This window comes from bacterium, assembly GCA_030685015.1.
GTDB lineage: Bacteria > CAIWAD01 > CAIWAD01 > CAIWAD01 > CAIWAD01 > CAIWAD01.
This window is the reverse complement of the sequence record JAUXWS010000036.1, coordinates 21,646-40,004: the sequence shown is the minus strand read 5'-3', so window position 1 is coordinate 40,004 and position 18,359 is coordinate 21,646. Positions and strand designations below refer to the sequence as shown.

The following is an 18,359-nucleotide window of genomic DNA, read 5'->3' as shown; positions in this document are numbered from 1 at the left end:
CCCCGCCTGGACATGAACCTTTACTTGACGAGGACCAGCTTCTTCTGGTCCATGAAGCGTCCCGCCTCGAGGCGGTAGACGTAGACGCCGCTGGCCAGGCCACTGCCGTCCAGCCGCGCCTCGTGGAAGCCGGCCTCGCGGGAGCCGCTGGCCAGCACCATCACCTCCTGTCCCAGCGCGTTGAAGAGGACCAGCCTCACGTCGGCGGCCTCGGGCAGCGCGTAGCGGATGGTGGTGGTGGGGTTGAAGGGATTGGGGAAATTCTGCGAGAGAGCGTAGGCGGTCGGCAGGGCCTCGCCGTTGACGACGCTCAGCGCCACCGTCTGGTTGTGGCTGTTTCGACCCTCGGCAGAAACCAACTCAGGATTACTCCCCTCGCCAAAGCTAAGGTGGATCTGGCTTCCGGCAGGTATCTGGCCATTAAGGGAGACGGCGTCCACGACCCACTCGCCGCCGTCGCGGTAGAAGAAGACTGGGAAGGAGGCCGTTGCCGACAACAGCGTACCCGGACAGGTGATTTGGGCACTGAAGCCCTTGACGCTGCCGCTCAGGGTCAGCTCGTGGCCGCTTGACGCCGTTCGCAGCACCAGCTCGGCTGGTCCGCCAGCAATGCGGCTGTCGAAGTCCAGTTGGGGACCGCCCTCGCCATAGTTCATCGAGAAGATCATCAGGTCCTCGAAGTTGATGCGGCTGTCCGGTTGGGGCAGGCCGTAGTTCGAATAACCTGAAGTCGGCGCGACGTTGTGCTCGGGATCGAAAGCCGGGTGGCCACTGGTTGTGCCGTAGGATCCAGCCAGTTCGGTCATGTCCGCGGAGAAGACTTTCCCATCGTAGTCGTCGGGAATGATCGGGGTCGCCTGTTTCGCCCAGTCGCCCAGGAAGTAGTTGGTGGCGGCGCCGCTCACAGCCGCTGCTTCGCCATGGGCGCAATCGTAGGCCACCACGGCGTAGTCGTAAATGCCGCGGCTGACCGCGTAGTCTCCGCCCCAATAAATGTCGTCGTAACCCGTGGCACTGGGATCGGTGATGGTCGCAATCAACATGAAAGGATCGACGCCATAAACCTTCGGCGTCGTGACGCCTGCTCCCAGGTAAGGATAACCAGGACGCAGGGCCCGGTAAATCTTGTAGCCATCGTGGCCGCTGGCCACTGCCCAGTCCAACCGCACGGTCCCATGGCCCGGATCCAGATCCAGGGCTGTCGCCGGCTGGGGCAGGGCCGTGTCCAAGATGAAAGTGCTGGTCAGGGTAGAAGGATGTACGAAGCCAGCCTTGTCGTAGAGCTGGAACTCCACCGTGTGCATGCCATCGGCAAGCACAAAGGGACCAACTACTCCGCTCCAAGTGGGGCTGTCCGGCGTGACCGTGACGACAGTGCTGTAACCGCCGCCGTCGACCTGCGCAAGAATCGTTCCCAGCATCACGTCGTCCTCGGCGTGCAGCGTCCAGGATGGACTCTCAGCCAGGCAGGCGTTGTGCGCCGGGCCATCGGTGATCTCGAAGATCGTGGGGACGGTCGTGTCCAGATAAAAGGTATTGGCCAGGACCGTCGGATGCTGGTTCCCCGCCTTGTCGAAGAGGCGGAAATCCACCGTGTGGTAGCCGTCCGCCAGGCCAAAGGCGTCGACGGACCAGGTGTAGTCGTCGTCATCCACGCTGGCCGGGCCCTGCAGGGTCCAGATCCCGCTGTCCACGCGATGCTCCACGTGGCCCAGCAGGTGGCTGTCCACACCGTGCAAGGTCCAGGTGGGATCCGCCGTCACGTAACTTGCGCTCAGCGTCGGATCCTGCGTGAATGTGGAGGGCACTGTGCCGTCGATAGTGAGGATCTCGTCCGTGTCAAGGGTGAACTCCAAGGGCTGGTTGTTGAAGTCGCGCACCAAGGTCGTTTCACGGAGGTGGAAACTGGTCGTGAAGGGAGCTTCAGGCTGGCTGGTGGCGTTGAAGACCAGGTCGAAGAGGTCCGCTGCCGCATATCGCGTGCCGCCCAGGATGCTGAAGTCTGCCAGCAGGTGGCCGGCCGATGGCGAGATGACCTGGCCGAAGGTGCCGGCCTCAGTCAACAATACGGTGTAACTCTGCAAGGTCAGGACAGAAGGATCGAAGACTACTTCGATGCTCACGCCCCGCCAAGCGGTACTCGACGCGCCCGTGCTCAGCCGCAGGGTTGTCGTCGCCGGATAGGGTGCGCCGTTGTCGTTCACGCTGATCAGGCTGTTGTCAAGGGCCTGGTAGATCGTGACAACGGGGTCACCCGTGTTGGTCATCCAGGGCTCGAAGGTGACGTAGTCCGTCACGCGGACGCCCGTCCCATCAACGTTCAGCGTCGGGTGGTAGGGGCCGCTGGGAGATCCCCACCAATTGTCGGAGGCGTTGACCATGACCGGGCCGCTGATGTTCACCACGCCCCAGTATGTGTCGTAGAATTGGTTGTTGTGGATGTTGAGGTCATCGGCGTCATCATTGGATTCGACCATGATCGCCACAGCATCATGCTCTGCCTTGTGGTCCACCAGATCATAGATCGCGTTGCCTGTGACGATGGCACCCGGGGTGTTGCCTTCCAAGCCTATGCCGTGCGCCCACAAGCCCTCCAGATCGTGGATGGTGTTGTTCAAGATCTGTGGATTGACCAAGCGACCAGTGTAGATGGGATTCGAGCTGCCGCCCATGTTCATGATGATGCCGTAAGCACCCTTGAGATTGTCGGCGCTACGGATGTTATGGATGTGATTTTGCTGGATCACCACATTGGTCGCGTCATACGTCGCGTTCGTCCAACCTACCGCGATTCCGCCGCCGCCGCCATTGGCGTGTCCATGCACCATGCTGATCTCGTTGTCCTCGACCGTGATCCCATTGATGGCAGAGGCGTTGCTGACGATGGTCATGCCGTAGGCGTAAGCACTGGTTGTGCCTGTACCGATGTCGTTGAAGTGGCAATTGCGCACCGCCAGCAGGTTCTTGTCTTGCGCAGTCAGGCCATAGTGCCCATTCGGGTTGGTGACGGTGAAGCCATCCACGGTCACGTTGTCGCCCTGGACATTCAGAACCACGTCGGTGGTGCCGGAGATGGTCGTCAAGGCCGCTCCGCCCGTGGCGACCAGATTCAGGTTGGCGGGCAGGGTCAGGCTGCCCGGATAGGTGCCGGGCAGGACGTAGACGGTGCTGCCGGAGACCATGTTGATCGCGTCCTGGATCGAGCTGCCGGGGCCGACCCACAGAGTGCTGAAGTCGCCCTGGAAACCGGGTGTGCCAGGCTCTGTGTCTGTGCCGCTGCCCAACCAAGGAGAGAAGTCGATATCACCAATAACAGCGGCGGCGAAATCATCTGGATCGACCGATCCCCACCAGTTGTATTGGGCATCCTGCACGCTGGTCAAGGCGGGGGCTGCATAGTACCACCCGTCATTTCCCGCGAAGGAGTTGTCATTGAGATGTGTGGCGATTTCGCCACCAGAGCCGTAGGCAACCACGCCCCAACCCCAATCGTGGATGGAACAGGCTCCGGCCGTGATGTCGATCTGGTCCATTGCGATCGAACTCGAGGCGGAGAGGCCATAGCCGGTGCCTTGGCCTCCGAAATCGCAGGCGTCCAACGTAACGGATAGGACGCCACGCGCAGCAGAACCCGCTACATTGCTCTCGCCGAATGGAGATGGCGCTGCCTCGCTATGCATCCCGCCATCGTTCAGAAGGGACATTCCACTCAAGACGGACGCGTAGAATCCGTTGCCAGAGTTAATATCGGAATTGATGATCGTCAGGCCGGTCGCATCGGCATTGGTGTCTTGGCAATAGACGGCCGGCATGCCGTTGGTCAACTGAGAATCCATGATGTTAATGTCGCCAGCCGAGATCATAAGGATGCACGCAGCCGCCCACCCGGTGCCGGTGTACATGTTGTCCGCGACATTGCAGCCATCGATCGTGCCAGACGTTGTACCCCAGAACTGGATACCGTTCTGTGCTGTCACATTGGTGGCGCCGGCACCGATTGCCTCGCAGTCGACGACGTTGGCCGTGAGGTTGCCGTTGCCGTTGAGGACGATGCCGCCCTTCTGGTACCCTGAAACATTCACGTCCGTCAGCGTCACTTCGTAGGGACCGGCTGTGTTGTTGTATGCGTATACGCCAACGCCGTGCTGTGCGCCGCTGAAGGGTGTGTCCATGACATCAACAACGTGTACGTCGGTCAGACCACCGCTGGCGTTCCAGAAGGCGACACCCTGGAAACGATAGTTGGAGTTGCCCCGACCGTCACCATCCACGGTCAACCCCTCAATCAATGTTCCATCGCATCCGTCGATGAAGACGATCGGATAGTTTGCTGCCGATGTGGTGTAACCGAGGGCCAGATCAACAGGCGAGAGAACCGTCGTGCTTGTCGCACCAGCTCCTCGAATGATCAGGTTGTCTGTGGTGATGTGGAGCTGTTCCTCATAGGTCCCAGCCCCAATCCGCACCACATCACCGCTGGCGGCGATGTCGATCGCCGCCTGGATGCGCGGAGCAATGTCCCGGCTCTCAGGGTAGCCGCCTGCATCAGAAAAAGTGCGTGGATTGAACGTACCGGACAAGGTGACCGCACCATGGGCAAAGGTGTTGCTCGTCCAGATCTCCTCCCAGTCGAACTCGTCGTTAAGATAGCCGCCGGTGTTGCCGCGGGCCCAGAAATAGTGGTCCGTAGCGTTGGCGAAGGTATTGCCTGTGATGATGGCGCCACCAACCGGATGAAGGATCCAACCCTGCGCCGGGTTGGCACCGTTCCATCCGCGGAAGCACATGGCATAAGGATAGATCGTGCCGGTGAACACGTTTCCCGTGACAATGCGGCCACTGCGAAGTCCCGTGTCGCCTGCGCCGTTGTTGATGGAAACCAATGCGTTGTGGAACACATTGTTGGTGATCTGATAGCTCTGGATGATGTCGTGGGCGGCGTCCCACTCTCCCATGTAGAAGGCGCCTTGGTCTGCCGAGGTATTGATCTTGCAGGCTGTCATCGTGAAGGCGTCGCCGACGACTTCGATGGTCTTGTTACTCGACACCACATTGTTGACGATGTTGTCGCCGATCTCCAGACCTTGCAGCGTGACGCTGTTGGCCTGAACGAAGATGCCGGAGGGACCGAAATTCGCCGTAGAGTTGGTGGTGATCACCGCTGCCACGTCTTCCGCATTGGTGATGGGATCCCCATCGTCGTCCACACCCACAATTGTCACTTCTTTGTTGATGTACAGTCCAAACTGGTAAGGGCCTGTCTCTGCGAAGACGCCTCTGTTGCTGGCAGTCTCGTAGTACTGCCCGGGTCCAACCATGATCACGTCTCCGTCCTCGGCGTCATCGATCGCGGCTTGGATGGTGGCGTAAGGAACTGGCACGAGACGATCCGTCGCCAAGGCACTTGAGAAAGCCAAGGTGACGGTCATGAGGGCCAGGCAAGCTTTGCACCCTCGGTTCATGAATCCTCCAGTGGTGTTTGCAGCGTAATCGAAATCACGCTGTGTGTGACGCGGCCGGCCGGAACTCCACGGCTCCGGCCGGCCACCCTCCTCTGTGTTACTTGACGAGGACCAGCTTCTTCTGGTCCATGAAGCGTCCCGCCTCGAGGCGGTAGACATAGACGCCGCTGGCCAGGCCACTGCCGTCCAGCCGCGCCTCGTGGAAGCCGGCCTCGCGGGAGCCGCTGGCCAGCACCATCACCTCCTGTCCCAGCGCGTTGAAGAGGACCAGCCTCAGGTCGGCGGCCTCGGGCAGCGCGTAGCGGATGGTGGTGGTGGGGTTGAAGGGATTGGGGAAGTTCTGCTCAAGCGCGTAGCTGGTGGGCAGCAGGGCCTCCAGCCCCAGCGTCGCCACATCCAGCGGCTGGTTGCGCGCGTCGCGGCCATCCACGGCGGCCAGCACCGGCGTGGTCTTGCCCGCGAAATGCAGGGCGACCGTGCTGCCGTCCACCAGGTTGCCGGACAGGGAGACGGCGTCCACGACCCAGGCCCCGCCGTCGCGATAGAAGAAGACGGGGAAGTCCGCCGTGGCAGCGAGCAGGGCGTCGCTGCTCTCGATGCGGGCGCTGAAGCCCTTGAGCTGGCCGGACAGCACCAGGTGGTAGCCCTCATCGGCCGGCTGCATGCGCAGCGCCAGCTCACCGGTGCCCGTTGCCGCCGTGATGGGCAGCTGCGGACCCGAGGGGCCGAAGTTCATGGCGAAGATGATGAGGTCCTCGAAATTCACCAGCGCCGTGTTCTCGACGGTGGCGGGCAGACCGTAGCTCGACCAGTCGTCCGTGGGGCCGATGTTCATCTCCATCTCGGGATTGGTGGAGGGCGTGGTACCATAGATGGGGGCCAGCACGTTCAAGTCGTCCGTGTGGACCACGCCATCGTAGCCGCCAGCGCCTGCCACATCGCCCAGGAAGTAGTTGGTGGCGCTGGCCACGGCGCTGCGCGTCTCGTTGTCGGCGCAGTCCACCGCCGCCAGGACGAAGTCGTAGACGCCGCGCGTCGCGAAGGTGTTGGCGGTGTCGAAGTGGTAGGTCCCGCCCAGCGCGATGCCGGTGGTGCTGCCGTCCCCGGCGCCCAGGCCATCCCAGGCCGCCGGCAAGCCGCCCGGATAGGGATACTGGTTGTCCGGGTCGACGCCGTGGCGCTTCTTCCAATAGAGTGTGTAGCTGGTGGGACTGCCGCCGCCCGCCGTCCAGTAGAGGTCGCAGGCGTGGAAGGCCGGACGCGCGTCCAGGCCGGCCGGAGCGTCAGGCGCCATCGTGTCGCGGATGAACTGGTCGGTGGCGATCGCCGAGTAGTTCACGCCGTCGGTGGCGCGGAACTCGACGGTGTAGAGGCCGTCCGTGCCGACCGCGACGTCGTAGTCATCCAGGCTCCAGGTGGTGGCGCCAATGCCCGTCGCCACCGGGCTCCAGCCGCCGCCGTTGACCTGCACCTCGACCTTGTCCAGGCCGATGTCGTCGCTGGCGGACAAGTCATAGTAGACGTGGCTCGTATTGAGGCACTCGTGGCCCGGGCCGGTGCCCTCGACGATGGTCATGATGGGCAGGCCGCCGTCGATGGTGACCGTCTCGACGCCATCCAGCGTGATCGGCGTGATGGGCTGGTTGCTCAGGTTGCGCAGCAGCGCGGAGTTCAGCTGGATCGTCGCCAGGCCTGCGGCCGCGCCGTCGAAAGTGATGGTGAAGAGGTCCGCCGGGGTCGTCTGCCCGGCGGTGACGCCGGGGATGGCGATGGAGACGTCGATGGTGGTGAAGCTGCCCGACGTGGACGAGGTCCAGTACATCAGCGGACCGTCGGGATGGCTGAAGTTGAAGGTGAAGGCGGTCCGGTCCAGCAGGTCCTCGTTGTAGCTCAGACTGACGTTGACGCCGCGCCAGGTGGCGGAGGGCAGGCAGGCCACGGTCAGGTCCGTGGTCAGCGGGCTGCCCGGGGCGTCCAGGGCGATCCAATCCGCCGTGACGCGCTGGTCGATGGTGGCGCCGGACAGCCAGGGGTCGAAGAGGACATGGTCGCTCACTTCCACACCCAGACCGCCCGGGTTCAAGGTCGCATGGTGCGGGCCGGTGGCATCGCCCCACCAGTTGCCGGTGGCATCCGTCGTGCCCAGCGGCGAGGTGTCCTCGACGCCGTAAGCATTGCCGGAAAGGTCGCAGGCGTGGATCGAACAAACGGAAGCATCGGTGGCATTGTACCCGACGGCTACGCCGGTGGTGTTTCCGTTGATGGTGGAACTGGAGATCGCGGCGCTGGTGCCCGTTCCCCAGTAGTCCGTCACCAGCACGCCGGCCGAGGTGGAGCCGTCGGTGGAGGCCACACCCAGGCAGTTCGTGATGGTGCAGCCGGTCACGGTGCCGCCGCCACCACCGCCGAACTCCACACCGTAGTCCAGCCAGTCGCCGGAGCCCTTGCCCGTGTAGGTGCAGTTTTCAACGGTGACGACCGGGTTGGGGGTCTCCACGTTGCCGCGGACGTGCACGCCGATGCGCTCGATGTTGGCGAAGGTCGTGTTCTTGATCAGGCTCGTGCCCTTGTAGCAGACGACGCCGCGCCCGTAGTACAGGCCGTGGCGCACGTTCTGGATCGCGCAGTCCATCACAGTCAGGTTGCCGCGGGTCTGGACTGCGTGGTGGACCGTCTGGCCCAGGCAGTCCACGCCCAGGTTCTGCAGGGTGGCCGTCACCCCGGAGGCGACATAAATGAAGGCTTCGCTCTGGACGTTGCCGCCGTTGGTGGTACCCGTACCGGGCTTGACCAGGGTTGTGGCGGCCGAGGCGCCCAGGACTGTCATGTTCTTCGTCACAGCCAGTTGTCCGGGCTCGATGTAACTGCCCGCTGCCACGTGGACCGTTCCGCCGCCGACGACGCGGGCCAGGGCCGGCGTGATGGTGCTGTAGGGATGGTAACGGCCGCCCAGGTCGCTGCCATAGGAGGTGGTGGCGTCGACATAGACGACGGAGAGAACCGCCGGCGAGACGCGCTGGTCCTCGATCACCGCCTCGTTGTTGGCGTTGGCCATGGCCACGATGTCGGTGTAATAGAGAGGACCAACGTTGCTGAGGATGGCGACGTCGTAGACGTTGGCCTGGACGCCCAGGCCCCAGGTATTGCTCGTGAAGGTGAGGTTGCCGCCTTCCAGCACCCAGCCTTTGGTGTTGTAGGTGTGGTTGTTGGAGATGAGGCCCGTGTGCGTGCCGCTGATGTAAGCGGGTTGCCGCAGGTCGCGGAAGGTGTTTCCAGTGATCAGGATGCCGGAGTTGCCTCCCGCATTGAAGACCATGGCGCGGCTGACCTCGCCGTCGCCGATGACGAATTGGCCCCAGATTTCCGTGTTCTGGAGCGTGAAGTCGGAGGCGGCGACACGGATGATGTTCTGCTCGCCGGTCTTGTCCGTTTTCTCGATTTGCAAATCCTGGATCGTGGCGCCGGCGGCATAGACCTGGATACGATCGCCCGTGCCGGAGACCTGGATCGTCGTGGCGGTGCCGGCCCCCTGCAGGGTGAGATTGGGCACATTGAAGGCGACGACTGACGGCAGGACGTACGTACCGGCGGCTACGTTGATCACGTCCCCGGCGCCTGCCACAGTGAAGGCGGCCGGGATCGTGGGCTGGTCTGCCGGCACGTTGATGGTCGCGGCCAACGCCCCCTGGGCGAGGACCAGGGCCAGCACGCCCAATGCCATGGACTTTCTCATGATCATGTTCTCCCGTTGTTGCGCGGCGTTCTCGTGGCAGATGCGCGCCGCGCGGTGACACAACCGGCCGGCGCCGCGCGGCGCCGGCCGGTCCCTCGCTCGTTCACTTCACCAGGATCATCTTCTGCTGCGCCACGCGGCCATCGGCCTCGAGGCGGTAGATGTAGAGGCCGCTGGCCAGGGCCGAGCCGTCGAAGCTCAGCTCATGGACGCCGGCGCTCTGGGGGCCGTCCTGCAAGAGGACCACCTGCTGGCCCAGGCTGTTGTAGATGGCCAGGCGGGCCGCGCCATCCGCCGCCAGGCTGTAGCGGATGGTGGTGGTGGGGTTGAAGGGGTTGGGATGGTTCTGCTCCAGCGCGAAGACGGCGGGCTGCACGGGCGGCGCGTTCGTCGCTCCCGCCAGGGGCAGGATCTGGTTGGCCTCGTCGCGGCCCTCGGCGCCGGCCAGGCTCACTTGCGCGCCCTCGGCGAAGCGCAGGCTGACCACCGTGTCGCTGGAAAGCAGGTCGGCCAGGCCCACCACGTCCACCGTCCAGCCCGTGGCCGTGCGGTAGAAGAGGACCGTGCCGTGGGTGCTGGTCGCGGCCAGCAGCTCCGCGTCCGTCGCCAGGTCGGCGGTCAGGCCCAGCAGGGCGCCGTCCAGCAGGAGCTGGCGCTCGGCGCCGTGGCCGGCCAGGGTCAGCGCGCCGGCGGCGTCCAGGCCGCGTCCACCCGCGTCGCCTTCGCGGCGGATCTGCAACAGGGGTGTGGAGCAGCCGCCCCGGTAGTTCATGGCGAGGACGATGAGGTCCTCGAAGTTGAGCAGGCCGTCGGGGCCGGGCAGGCCGAAGCGGCTCCAGTCATGGGTGGGCGCCACATCCATCTCCTCGTTGGCGGGAGCGGAGGCGTTGCCGTACTCGGTGCCCAGGAAGTTCAGGTCGTAGATGCAGACGAAGCCGTCATAGGGCTCGCTGTAGCCGGCCGGGTCCGCCCAGTCGCCCAGGAAGTAGTTGGTGGCGGAGGCCTGGTTGCTGAGGGCGGGGGCGTTGACGCAGTCCACCGCGACCAGCAGGTAGTCGTAGATGCCGCGGTCGGCGTAGGTGTCGGCCGGGAAGACGTCGAAGAAGCTGGTCGCCCCCGCATTGATGTCGTCATCCACCAGGGTGTAGCCCGCGGGCCAGGGGGTGGCGGTGGCGGGGGGACGGCCGCCCGGGTAGGGGTAGTCGCTGCCGCGCTTGGCCCGCCACAGCTCGTAGGTGTCCAGGTTGGAGCCGGCGGTCCAGGTCAGGTGGACCTCATGGTCGCCGGGCATGGCGAGCAGATTGGTCGGGCCGGTGGGCGCCTGTGTGTCCTTGTGGAAGGTCCAGGTGTCGGTCGTGAAGGAGTAACCCACGTCGTCCCAGACATCCCAGCTGATGGTGTGGTCCCCCTCGCCCAGCAGGGAGATGTCCACGAAGAAGACGTCGAAGAAACTGTCCGCCGGGAAGTCCGGGGGGACCGCCGGGTGCTTGATGCCGTCGTTGTTGAACTCGTAGTCGATGCGGTTCAGGTTGACGTTGTCTTCGGCGTCCAGGGTCACCCAGAAGCCGGCGTTGAGGCAGTCCTCCGTCGGGTGGCTCACAACCAGAGTCGGCGCCAGGTCGTCCACCACGATGATGGCGTCGTCGCCGCCGGCGGCGTAGATGGGCTGGTTGACCGGGCTGCGCATCACCACCTGGCTGATGTGGACCAGGGTGGCGATGTCGTCCACGCCGTCGCTGATGCCGTCGAAGTGGAGGTCGAAGAGGTCCAGCGGGCCGGTGATGCCGCCGGTGGGTCCCAGGATGGCCAGCGTCGCCTCGATGGGGTTGGTGCCCAGGTTGTACATGATCGAGGCGTAGTCGGGCACCCAGAGCGGGTCGAAGGTGAGGGCGACGGGAGTCAGCACGGCGTCGTCGTAGGCGATGAAGACCGTCACCGAGCGGAAAGGCTCGGCGCCGCCCTCCAGCGCATAGTGGACGATCGCCTCATCCACGTAGGGCGGGTCGTCGTTCTCGGCGATGTGCTGCCAGGCCGGGGTCTGGGTCACGGTGTAGGGCAGGGACCAGCTCATGCCGGCCGCGCACTCGCCGGCGATGTGCGGATAGTGGGTGTCGTCGTCATAGACGAAGGCGCCGGACGAGTGTTGCTCACCCGCCAGCCAGTAGCTGCCGGCGTTGATGGCCGCCTCGTTGCCGGACAGGCAGCTTGCCAGGCTGCCCAGCGCATAGCCCGTGGTCTGCCAGTCCTCGTCGTCGCCCTGGGCGCCCCATTGATGGCTGAAGGCGCCACCGGGGTACTGGCAGTCCAGCAGGGCCGTCTCCAGGGCCGGCAGTTCATCCAGGTGGGTGCCGCTGGCGCAGAAGGCGTCGATCAAGCCGGTCAGGCCCAAGGCGTAGTAGTAGAAGTCGACGTTGGCCCAGCTGGGATCATAGCCCTGATTGTCGCCAAAGGGCTCGTAGTATCCAGGCGCTCCGTCGAAGCTGTCCTGCCATAGGACTTGCGCAATCTGGGCCGCCGCCACATCATAACCGGCCATGGGATAAAGGCCGTCCAGCTTCATGGCGGCCTTGACCCAGGGGGCGACGTCCCAGGGGATGACGCCGTTGGTGTAGCCATAACCGGCGTGATGGTTGCGAATGGCCTCGGCCAGCCCGGTCGGGCTGCCGTGGGTCGCCATCCGCCAGTTCCAGATGGCCACGGCGGCAGCCTGGTAGGTGGCCGGGTTGGCCACGCCGGGAAGGGCGGCGAAATCGACCAGGAAGCAGACGTCCGGGCCGCTCCGCACGTCGGCTGGCCCGCGGGCCACCATGCCGTCGGCGGCGTCCTGCATGGCCGTGAACCACTCCGGGCGAGGGTCATTCAGGTAGCTGCGCAAGATGCCGTTGGCGGTCACGCCATAGAGATTGCGGGCGCTGATCGCGGACGAGTGGAAGAAATCGGTCTGATACCAGTCCCAGCCCCCGTCGTCGGGGTCGCCGTCCGGATCGCCATTGCCGGCATTGTCTTCGGTGATGTCGGCCTGCATCGCGAGGATGTAGTCCACAGCAGCGGCAGCCGCGGCGCCGAAATCGCCCGGATCACCGAAGGCGTCGATGGCCGGGGCTGCGCCCTTGGCCGTGACGGTCATCGGCATGCTCCCGTCGAAGGGGATGGCCGGTTGCGGGGCCGCCCAGCCGGCCGAGCCGGCCAGGCCGAGCAGCACTCCCAGGGTCAGAAGCTGTCGACTCATAATGGGTCCCTCTCTGGTTTCGGATCCGGCGGCGCATGGGGTGAAAGCGTGGCCGGGTCCCGTGGGTGATGTGAATCCGTCGCTTGCGTGTGTCATGTGTCAGCGGAGCAGCAGGGCCCGCTGCCGGCGCGTCTCGGCGCCGGCCCGCAGCTCCAGCAGGTAGACGCCGCTGGCCAGTCCTTCGCCGGACAAGCGCAGGGCGTGGGCGCCGGCGGCCAGTTCGCCCGGCTCCAGGCGGCGCACCAGTTGACCCAGGGCGTTGTAGACAGTGATCTCCACCGGCGCCGCCGCGGGCAGCGTGAAGCGGAGGAGGGTCTCCGGGTTGAAGGGATTGGGGCAGGCGCCCTGGAATGCGAGGGTCGACGGGCGGGGGCCGCCGCCACCGCGCACGGTCAGGGGGGCGTTGGCCCCGTCGCGCAACTCCAGTTCCGCCACGCGCAGGCCGGCGGGCGGACCGGCGGGGCCGAAGTCCAGCTCGGCCAGGAGGGCGGCCGGATCCTCTCCCGGGAGCAGGATGCGGTCGAGCAGGAGCCGGCCGGCCCCGCCTTGCACGATGCGCGCCTCGCCGCCAGCCTCCACGGTGGGGGCGGCCCCTGACGCGTCCCATTCCAGGAGCAGATGCAGGCCCAGCCAGTCCGCCTCACCCGCCAGGGCCAGGGCCAGGCGGGATCCCGTCCAGCACAGCGCCAGTTCCGCTCCGCCGTCCGCGCCGCGGAGCGCCGGATCCTTGTCCGGGGCGCCCGCCATCGCCAGGACCGGGCCGAAGGGACCGTAGTTCATGGCGAAGATCATGAGGTCATCGAAGCCCACCAGGTTGTCGGTGAGGGGGATGCCGTCGCGGCGATGGTCGTCGGTGGGGCCATAATCCAGGTGCGCATCGTAGAGGAGATCCCCCTCCGCCGTGGCGTAGCCGCCGGCGAGGCGCACCAGGTCCCGCACGAAGACGGTGCCGTCCCAGGCCACCCAGGTGTCGCCCAGGATGTAGTTGGTGCTGCGGTCGCGGGCGCTGGCGTGGCCTGGACCCACGTTGCCGGCATGGTCCAGGCAGAAGGCCACGTAGCGGTAGACGTCCCGCGGCACGACGGGGTCCAGCCAGGACTGGCCGCCGCCTTCATAGGCCAGGGCGAAGCCCGCCGCCAGGGCGGCCGCCTCCGATTCGGGGTAGGGGCTCATGGGGTCGATGTCGTCGTACTCCGGGTAGCGCGGCACGCCGTCGTCCGACCAGCCCCGCCGGTAGAGGCGCACACGGTCGAAGTCGGGGGCGACCGGGTTGTTCCACGTGACGAGGCAGCCCTCGTGGCGGGGCCGGGCGTCCAGCTGGGTCACGTGATACAAGGGAGCCTGCGTGTCCAGGGTGATGTCGTCCGCCAGCGCCAGGCGGTTGCCGTACTCGTCGCGCAGCCAGGCGCGCACCGTCTTCAGCCCGTCGCCGCTGGACAGGGTGAAGGTGGCGGGGGCGGGCGGCGCCTGCCAGGCGGGATCGCTGTTGGCCGGCAGGGCGGGCGATTCGTTCAGCAGCAGGCCGGCCAGGCTGCCGTCCCCGGGGGCCAGGGAGCTGGCGACCAGGGTCTGGGCGGTCCACAGCTGATTGCCGGAGGGGAGAAGGGCGACGATGTCGAAGAGGTAATCCTGGGGCGGTGTCACGTCGAGGGTGAGCAGCACCTCGTCCTCGGCCGCCACGCTGATGGGCAGGTTGTCCGGGTCCCGCAGTGTCAGCGAGACCAGGTCGATCAGGGCCGCGCCGCCGGCGGGATCGACGGCGTGGAAGAGCTGGCTGAAGAGGAGGGCCGGTCCGGCGGGCGCCACGCCGACCACGTCCCCCAGCAGGGTCCAGGTGACGGTGCGCCGGGCGCCCGTGTCGTAGTGGCCGAACCACTGCTCGGGCTGGCCCTCGAAGAGGGTGCCCGGCTGGGGCGGGCCGGCCGGGACCAGCTTGAGGGCGTCCCAGGCGATCTCCGCATTGAAAAGGCGCAGCGGGGGCGAGGCCTCGTCCGGCTCCAGGCTCAGGGTGAGGAGGTACCTGTTCTGGGCCACCTCCCACACCGACCAGAGGCCCAGGGTGGCATCCGGCCCCAGGAAGGCGCGGTAGGCGGCGCGCTCGCCCTCGGCGCCGGCAGTGGCGGCCAACAGCAGGGTGGCGGCCAGGGCCGCATTCCCGAAACAGAGGGACAAGGCAGGGCGGGTGGTCATGCGGGACTCCCTTCCGGTTGCGGGGTCACTGGCCGACGAACTGGGCGCGTACCTGGTAGAAGCGGCGCAGGCCGGGCAGGGGCTCGGGCCAATTGGTGGCGACCGTGCCGCCCAGCAACTGCCAGGGGAGGCTCCACGAGTCGCGGCCGTAGACGCGGTAGCTCTGGGTCCAGCCCTGGGGATCCCATTCGAGCAGGACCTGTTGTCCCTCCTCCTCGTAGTGGATGCGCAGGTTGAAGGAGGTGCAGGGGGCCTGGAGGGCCGCCGGGATGCTGAAGGAGGGCAGGAGCTGGGCGTTCACGTCGAAGAGGAGGTGGGTGGTGGCCTGCAGGTCCACCACGCCGGGCACGGCCAGCAGCACGGGCAGGCGGAAGACGACGCCACTGCCTGTCACATGCAGGCCCGGCCCCAGGATGGCGCCGTTGACGTAGAGTTCGTTGCCGATGATGTCGTGCCAGAAGAAGGTGGGTCCCCCCGCGGTGAACCAGCTGCCCTGCTGGATCTGGTTGCGCTGCAGGGTGACCTGGGCCGGGTCGAAAGGAATGCGGATGTCATAGGACTTGAAGGTCTGGCCGGGCTCCAGCTCCACGCGCACGTCCAGCCAGACGGTGCCGGCCGGTTCGGCGCAGGGGGGCAGGACCAGACGGACGAGGGCCTGGCCCCATGCCGCCGATGCCAGAAGAAACAGCACCGGCAGGCACGGCAAGAGCCGTTGGTATGTACGCATGTGGGGCTCCCTGAAGCTGCGGGGGGTGTAGGTCGACTGCCGCAAACGCGATGGACGGCCACAAGCGGCCGACTGCCCGAACCGGTGCCGTGGCGCCGGTGCGCGTGTGATCGTGGGGGGGGCTTTGGCGCGGAACCCGATCGGCAGCTTGTTGGAGGCAAGCCGGAGAGCGGGACGAGCGTGCAGGGTTGGACGCAAGCATCATGCCAGCAGGCAGGTGCACTGCCCTGTTTCAGGAAAAACAGGTACTTGGAGTGGGTTCCCGTCTGCGTTTCACAAAATGAACCGTTCCAAACTGTTCAAGATCGGGTCGCATGGCTGGAGGCGGAGGGGTCGAAGCGGCGCAGATTGTCATGGAAATAAATTGTCGTCAATCACTTGGCCCGGCCGGAGCGTCACATGGCAGGGGAGGTCCTGCCTGTTGGGATTTGAACATATCGGTCAGACGAGCTCACACCGAGCTTGTGCCCGCCGTCACGCGCACTTCCTATTTTGAGCCGCGCTTTTCCCCGCAGCCAGGCTGGAGTGCCACATGTCCATCGGTCGTCTGCTTTCGCCTCACATCTTCAGCATGGCCCTGCTGTTGTCATCCGCCTGGGCCGTCACCTGGCAGGTGCCGGGCGACTGGCCCACCCTGCAGGAGGCCCTGCTGGCCAGCCAGGACGGCGACACCGTGCTGGCCGCGCCCGGCCAGCATGCCGGGCCGCTGGACTTCCTGGGTCGGCAGGTACGCGTGGCAAGCATGGCCGGAGCCACCCAGACGGCCATCCTGCCGGGCGGGCCGGGGGCCATCGTGCGCTTTGTCGGCGGCGAGGGGCCGGGCGCCGAACTGGAGGGCTTCACCCTCAGCAGCGGATCGTCCCCGGCGGAGGGTGGCGTCTGCGGCGGCGCCATCCGCATCGTGAACGCCTCGCCCCTCATCCGCGGCAACATCATCCGCGGCAACAGCGCCGTGCTGGGCGGCGGCGTCTGCCTGAACGGCGGCGCGGCCCGCCTGCTGGACAACGTCATCGAGCTGAACACGGCGGAGCTGGGCGGGGGTGTCCATGCCCTGGGCGGGGCGCCGCTGCTGGAAAACAACCGCTTCGTGGCCAACCAGGCCCAGGGCGCCGGATTTGGTGGCGGGCTCTCCCTCGAGGCGGCGGCCGCCACGGTGCGGGGCAACGTCTTCCTGGCCAACTCGGCCCGCTTCGGCGGCGCCGTCAGTTGCCGCTGGGAAGGGGAATCCCCCGTCATCTTCCAGCGCAACAGCCTGGCCGCCAACGGGGCGGAGGCAGGCGCCGGCTTCTACTTCCTGCAGGGCACGCCCCTGGTCGAGGCCTGTGTCGTCGCTTTCTCCAGCACGGGAGGCGCCTTCTGGTGCAACCAGGCCGCACCGCGCCTGGGCTGCAACGTGCTGCACGGCAACGCGGGCGGGGAGGACCTGTGCGGCCTGGATCTGGGCGGCAACCTTCTCCAGAATCCCCTCTTCTGCGACTTGGGGGAGGGGGACCTGCGTCTCTCGCCGGGCTCCCCCGCCTGGAGCACGGCCTGCGGCGTGGCCGGGGCCTTCGCCGTGGACTGCGATGGCGTCTCGGTGGATGGCCGCGTCCTCCCCCAGCGGCCGGCCGGCCCCTGGTTGGCCCCGGCCCAGCCCAACCCCTTCAATCCGGGCACCCTGCTGCGCTGGACCTTGCCTGTGGCCGGTCCCGCCACCCTTTCCATCCACAACCTGGCGGGGGAGCGCGTGGCCCTGCTGCTTGAGGCGGATCTGCCCGCCGGCTCCCACCACCTCACCTTCATCGCGGAAGGACGGCTCGCCAGCGGACTCTACCTCGCCGTGCTCGACGCGGGGGAACGTCGCACGGTCCGGCCCCTCCTCCTGCTTCGTTGACGTTTCGCTCCTCCCGCGCCTCCACCTCCTTCTCGACTTCAAGTGTATGAAGATGGCCAATGCGTCACCAGGAATGTGTGCAATATCGGGCACATCCGTCGGAAAACGGATTGGTTGCAAGCTGGGCGATGCACGCTAAGTGCATGAAAATCAATGATTGGCGTGCCTAACAAAATTCTGGCATGCGGCTTGCTAAACGCAGGGGTGATTGTGCCCGAACCTGACGACAAACATTCATTAAATGTATAGGGAACCCCATGAACTGGAAGCACTCCGCCTTGGCCTGCCTGATCCTGCCGGGCGCCCTGGCCATCCTGGCGACACAGTCCGAAGCCACCACGCCGGCCCTCGGGGCGGGCATCACGGTCGACGGCAACCCCGCCGACTGGAACCTGGCCACCGACTTCGCCGCCGACATGTACAACTCCGGCAACGCCAACCCCAACTGGCCGGGCTATGCCGTGCTATCGAAACTCTACCTGCGCTACGACTGCAGCACCGGCACCCTCTGCATCCTGGTGCTGGATGTGGCGGGTGACGGGCGGGTGGTGGTGCCGGACCCCAGCGAGGCCTGGGTCAAGCTCTATGGCGTGGGGCTCGCCAACGATCTGCTCGTCAATGGTTGGAACGAGGGCGGGACCCTCGCGCACAGTTTCGCCTGGGTCCACGAGACGGCGGGTGATCCGCTCACCCCCGTGGTGGGATATGAGGCCTGCGCCCATCTGGAAGAGGGCGTCTATCCCGCCCTGGAGGCGCACCTGGTCGTGCTCGGCCCTGATGATGACTTCACCTCCTCCACTGGCCGCAACGAGGACATGCTGTCGCTCAGCATCCAGTGCGAGCCGGGGGGTGTGGTGGGCGCGGAGGAGCTGCCGGGCGCCGTCGTCCTGGGCGCCGCCTATCCCAACCCCTTCAATCCGGAGACGGTGCTGACCATCACCCTGGCCGAGACGGGTCCGGCCAGCCTCAAGGTCTACGACCTGTCCGGGCGTGAAGTGGCCACCCTGCTGAACGGCCTGGTCGCCGCCGGCACCCAGGAGCTGCGCTTCCAGGCGGGCAACCTGCCCTCGGGCGCCTACCTGGCCGTGCTGCGCGCCGGGGGAGCGGTCTCCACGCAGAAGCTGCTCCTGGTCAAGTAGTCTTCG

The 18,359-nt window shown here is 66.1% G+C and carries 7 protein-coding genes; 2 read left to right on the top strand and 5 right to left on the bottom strand.

All coding sequences use genetic code 11. From position 1 onward, the window contains the following. Positions 1-20: 20 nt before the first annotated feature. The 5 genes from Q8O14_04300 to Q8O14_04280 all read right to left on the bottom strand — a co-directional run bounded on the left by Q8O14_04300 (position 21) and on the right by Q8O14_04280 (position 15,341). Complete coding sequence (locus Q8O14_04300; GenBank protein ID MDP2359959.1) at positions 21-5,462, bottom strand: T9SS type A sorting domain-containing protein; 5,442 nt, start codon at positions 5,460-5,462, stop codon at positions 21-23. Positions 5,463-5,559: 97 nt separating this feature from the next. After that, positions 5,560-9,195, bottom strand: a complete 3,636-nt coding sequence (locus Q8O14_04295) for a T9SS type A sorting domain-containing protein (GenBank protein MDP2359958.1) — start codon at positions 9,193-9,195, stop codon at positions 5,560-5,562. A gap of 103 nt (positions 9,196-9,298) precedes the next feature. Beyond that, entirely contained in the window at positions 9,299-12,424 is a 3,126-nt protein-coding gene (locus Q8O14_04290) for a T9SS type A sorting domain-containing protein (protein ID MDP2359957.1), read from the bottom strand. A 99-nt stretch (positions 12,425-12,523) separates the two neighbouring features. Then, the gene (locus tag Q8O14_04285) at positions 12,524-14,614 is read right to left on the bottom strand and encodes a T9SS type A sorting domain-containing protein (GenBank protein MDP2359956.1); all 2,091 of its coding nucleotides are present in this window, start codon (positions 14,612-14,614) and stop codon (positions 12,524-12,526) included. 25 nt (positions 14,615-14,639) lie between these two features. Further along, positions 14,640-15,341: a cohesin domain-containing protein gene (locus Q8O14_04280; protein MDP2359955.1), complete on the bottom strand. Its 702-nt coding sequence runs from the start codon at positions 15,339-15,341 to the stop codon at positions 14,640-14,642. A gap of 532 nt (positions 15,342-15,873) precedes the next feature. Here Q8O14_04280 and Q8O14_04275 point away from each other — a divergent pair. Further along, positions 15,874-17,214: a hypothetical protein gene (locus tag Q8O14_04275; protein MDP2359954.1), complete on the top strand. Its 1,341-nt coding sequence runs from the start codon at positions 15,874-15,876 to the stop codon at positions 17,212-17,214. A 257-nt stretch (positions 17,215-17,471) separates the two neighbouring features. Further along, positions 17,472-18,353, top strand: a complete 882-nt coding sequence (locus Q8O14_04270) for a T9SS type A sorting domain-containing protein (protein MDP2359953.1) — start codon at positions 17,472-17,474, stop codon at positions 18,351-18,353. Positions 18,354-18,359 lie beyond the last annotated feature (6 nt).

Coding starts and splice junctions, on each gene's coding strand:
- Q8O14_04270 (MDP2359953.1), top strand. CDS start 17,472: ATGAACTGGAAGCACTCCGCCTTGGCCTGCCTGATCCTGCCGGGCGCC.
- Q8O14_04280 (MDP2359955.1), bottom strand. CDS start 15,341: ATGCGTACATACCAACGGCTCTTGCCGTGCCTGCCGGTGCTGTTTCTT.
- Q8O14_04285 (MDP2359956.1), bottom strand. CDS start 14,614: ATGACCACCCGCCCTGCCTTGTCCCTCTGTTTCGGGAATGCGGCCCTG.
- Q8O14_04295 (MDP2359958.1), bottom strand. CDS start 9,195: ATGAGAAAGTCCATGGCATTGGGCGTGCTGGCCCTGGTCCTCGCCCAG.
- Q8O14_04290 (MDP2359957.1), bottom strand. CDS start 12,424: ATGAGTCGACAGCTTCTGACCCTGGGAGTGCTGCTCGGCCTGGCCGGC.
- Q8O14_04300 (MDP2359959.1), bottom strand. CDS start 5,462: ATGAACCGAGGGTGCAAAGCTTGCCTGGCCCTCATGACCGTCACCTTG.
- Q8O14_04275 (MDP2359954.1), top strand. CDS start 15,874: ATGTCCATCGGTCGTCTGCTTTCGCCTCACATCTTCAGCATGGCCCTG.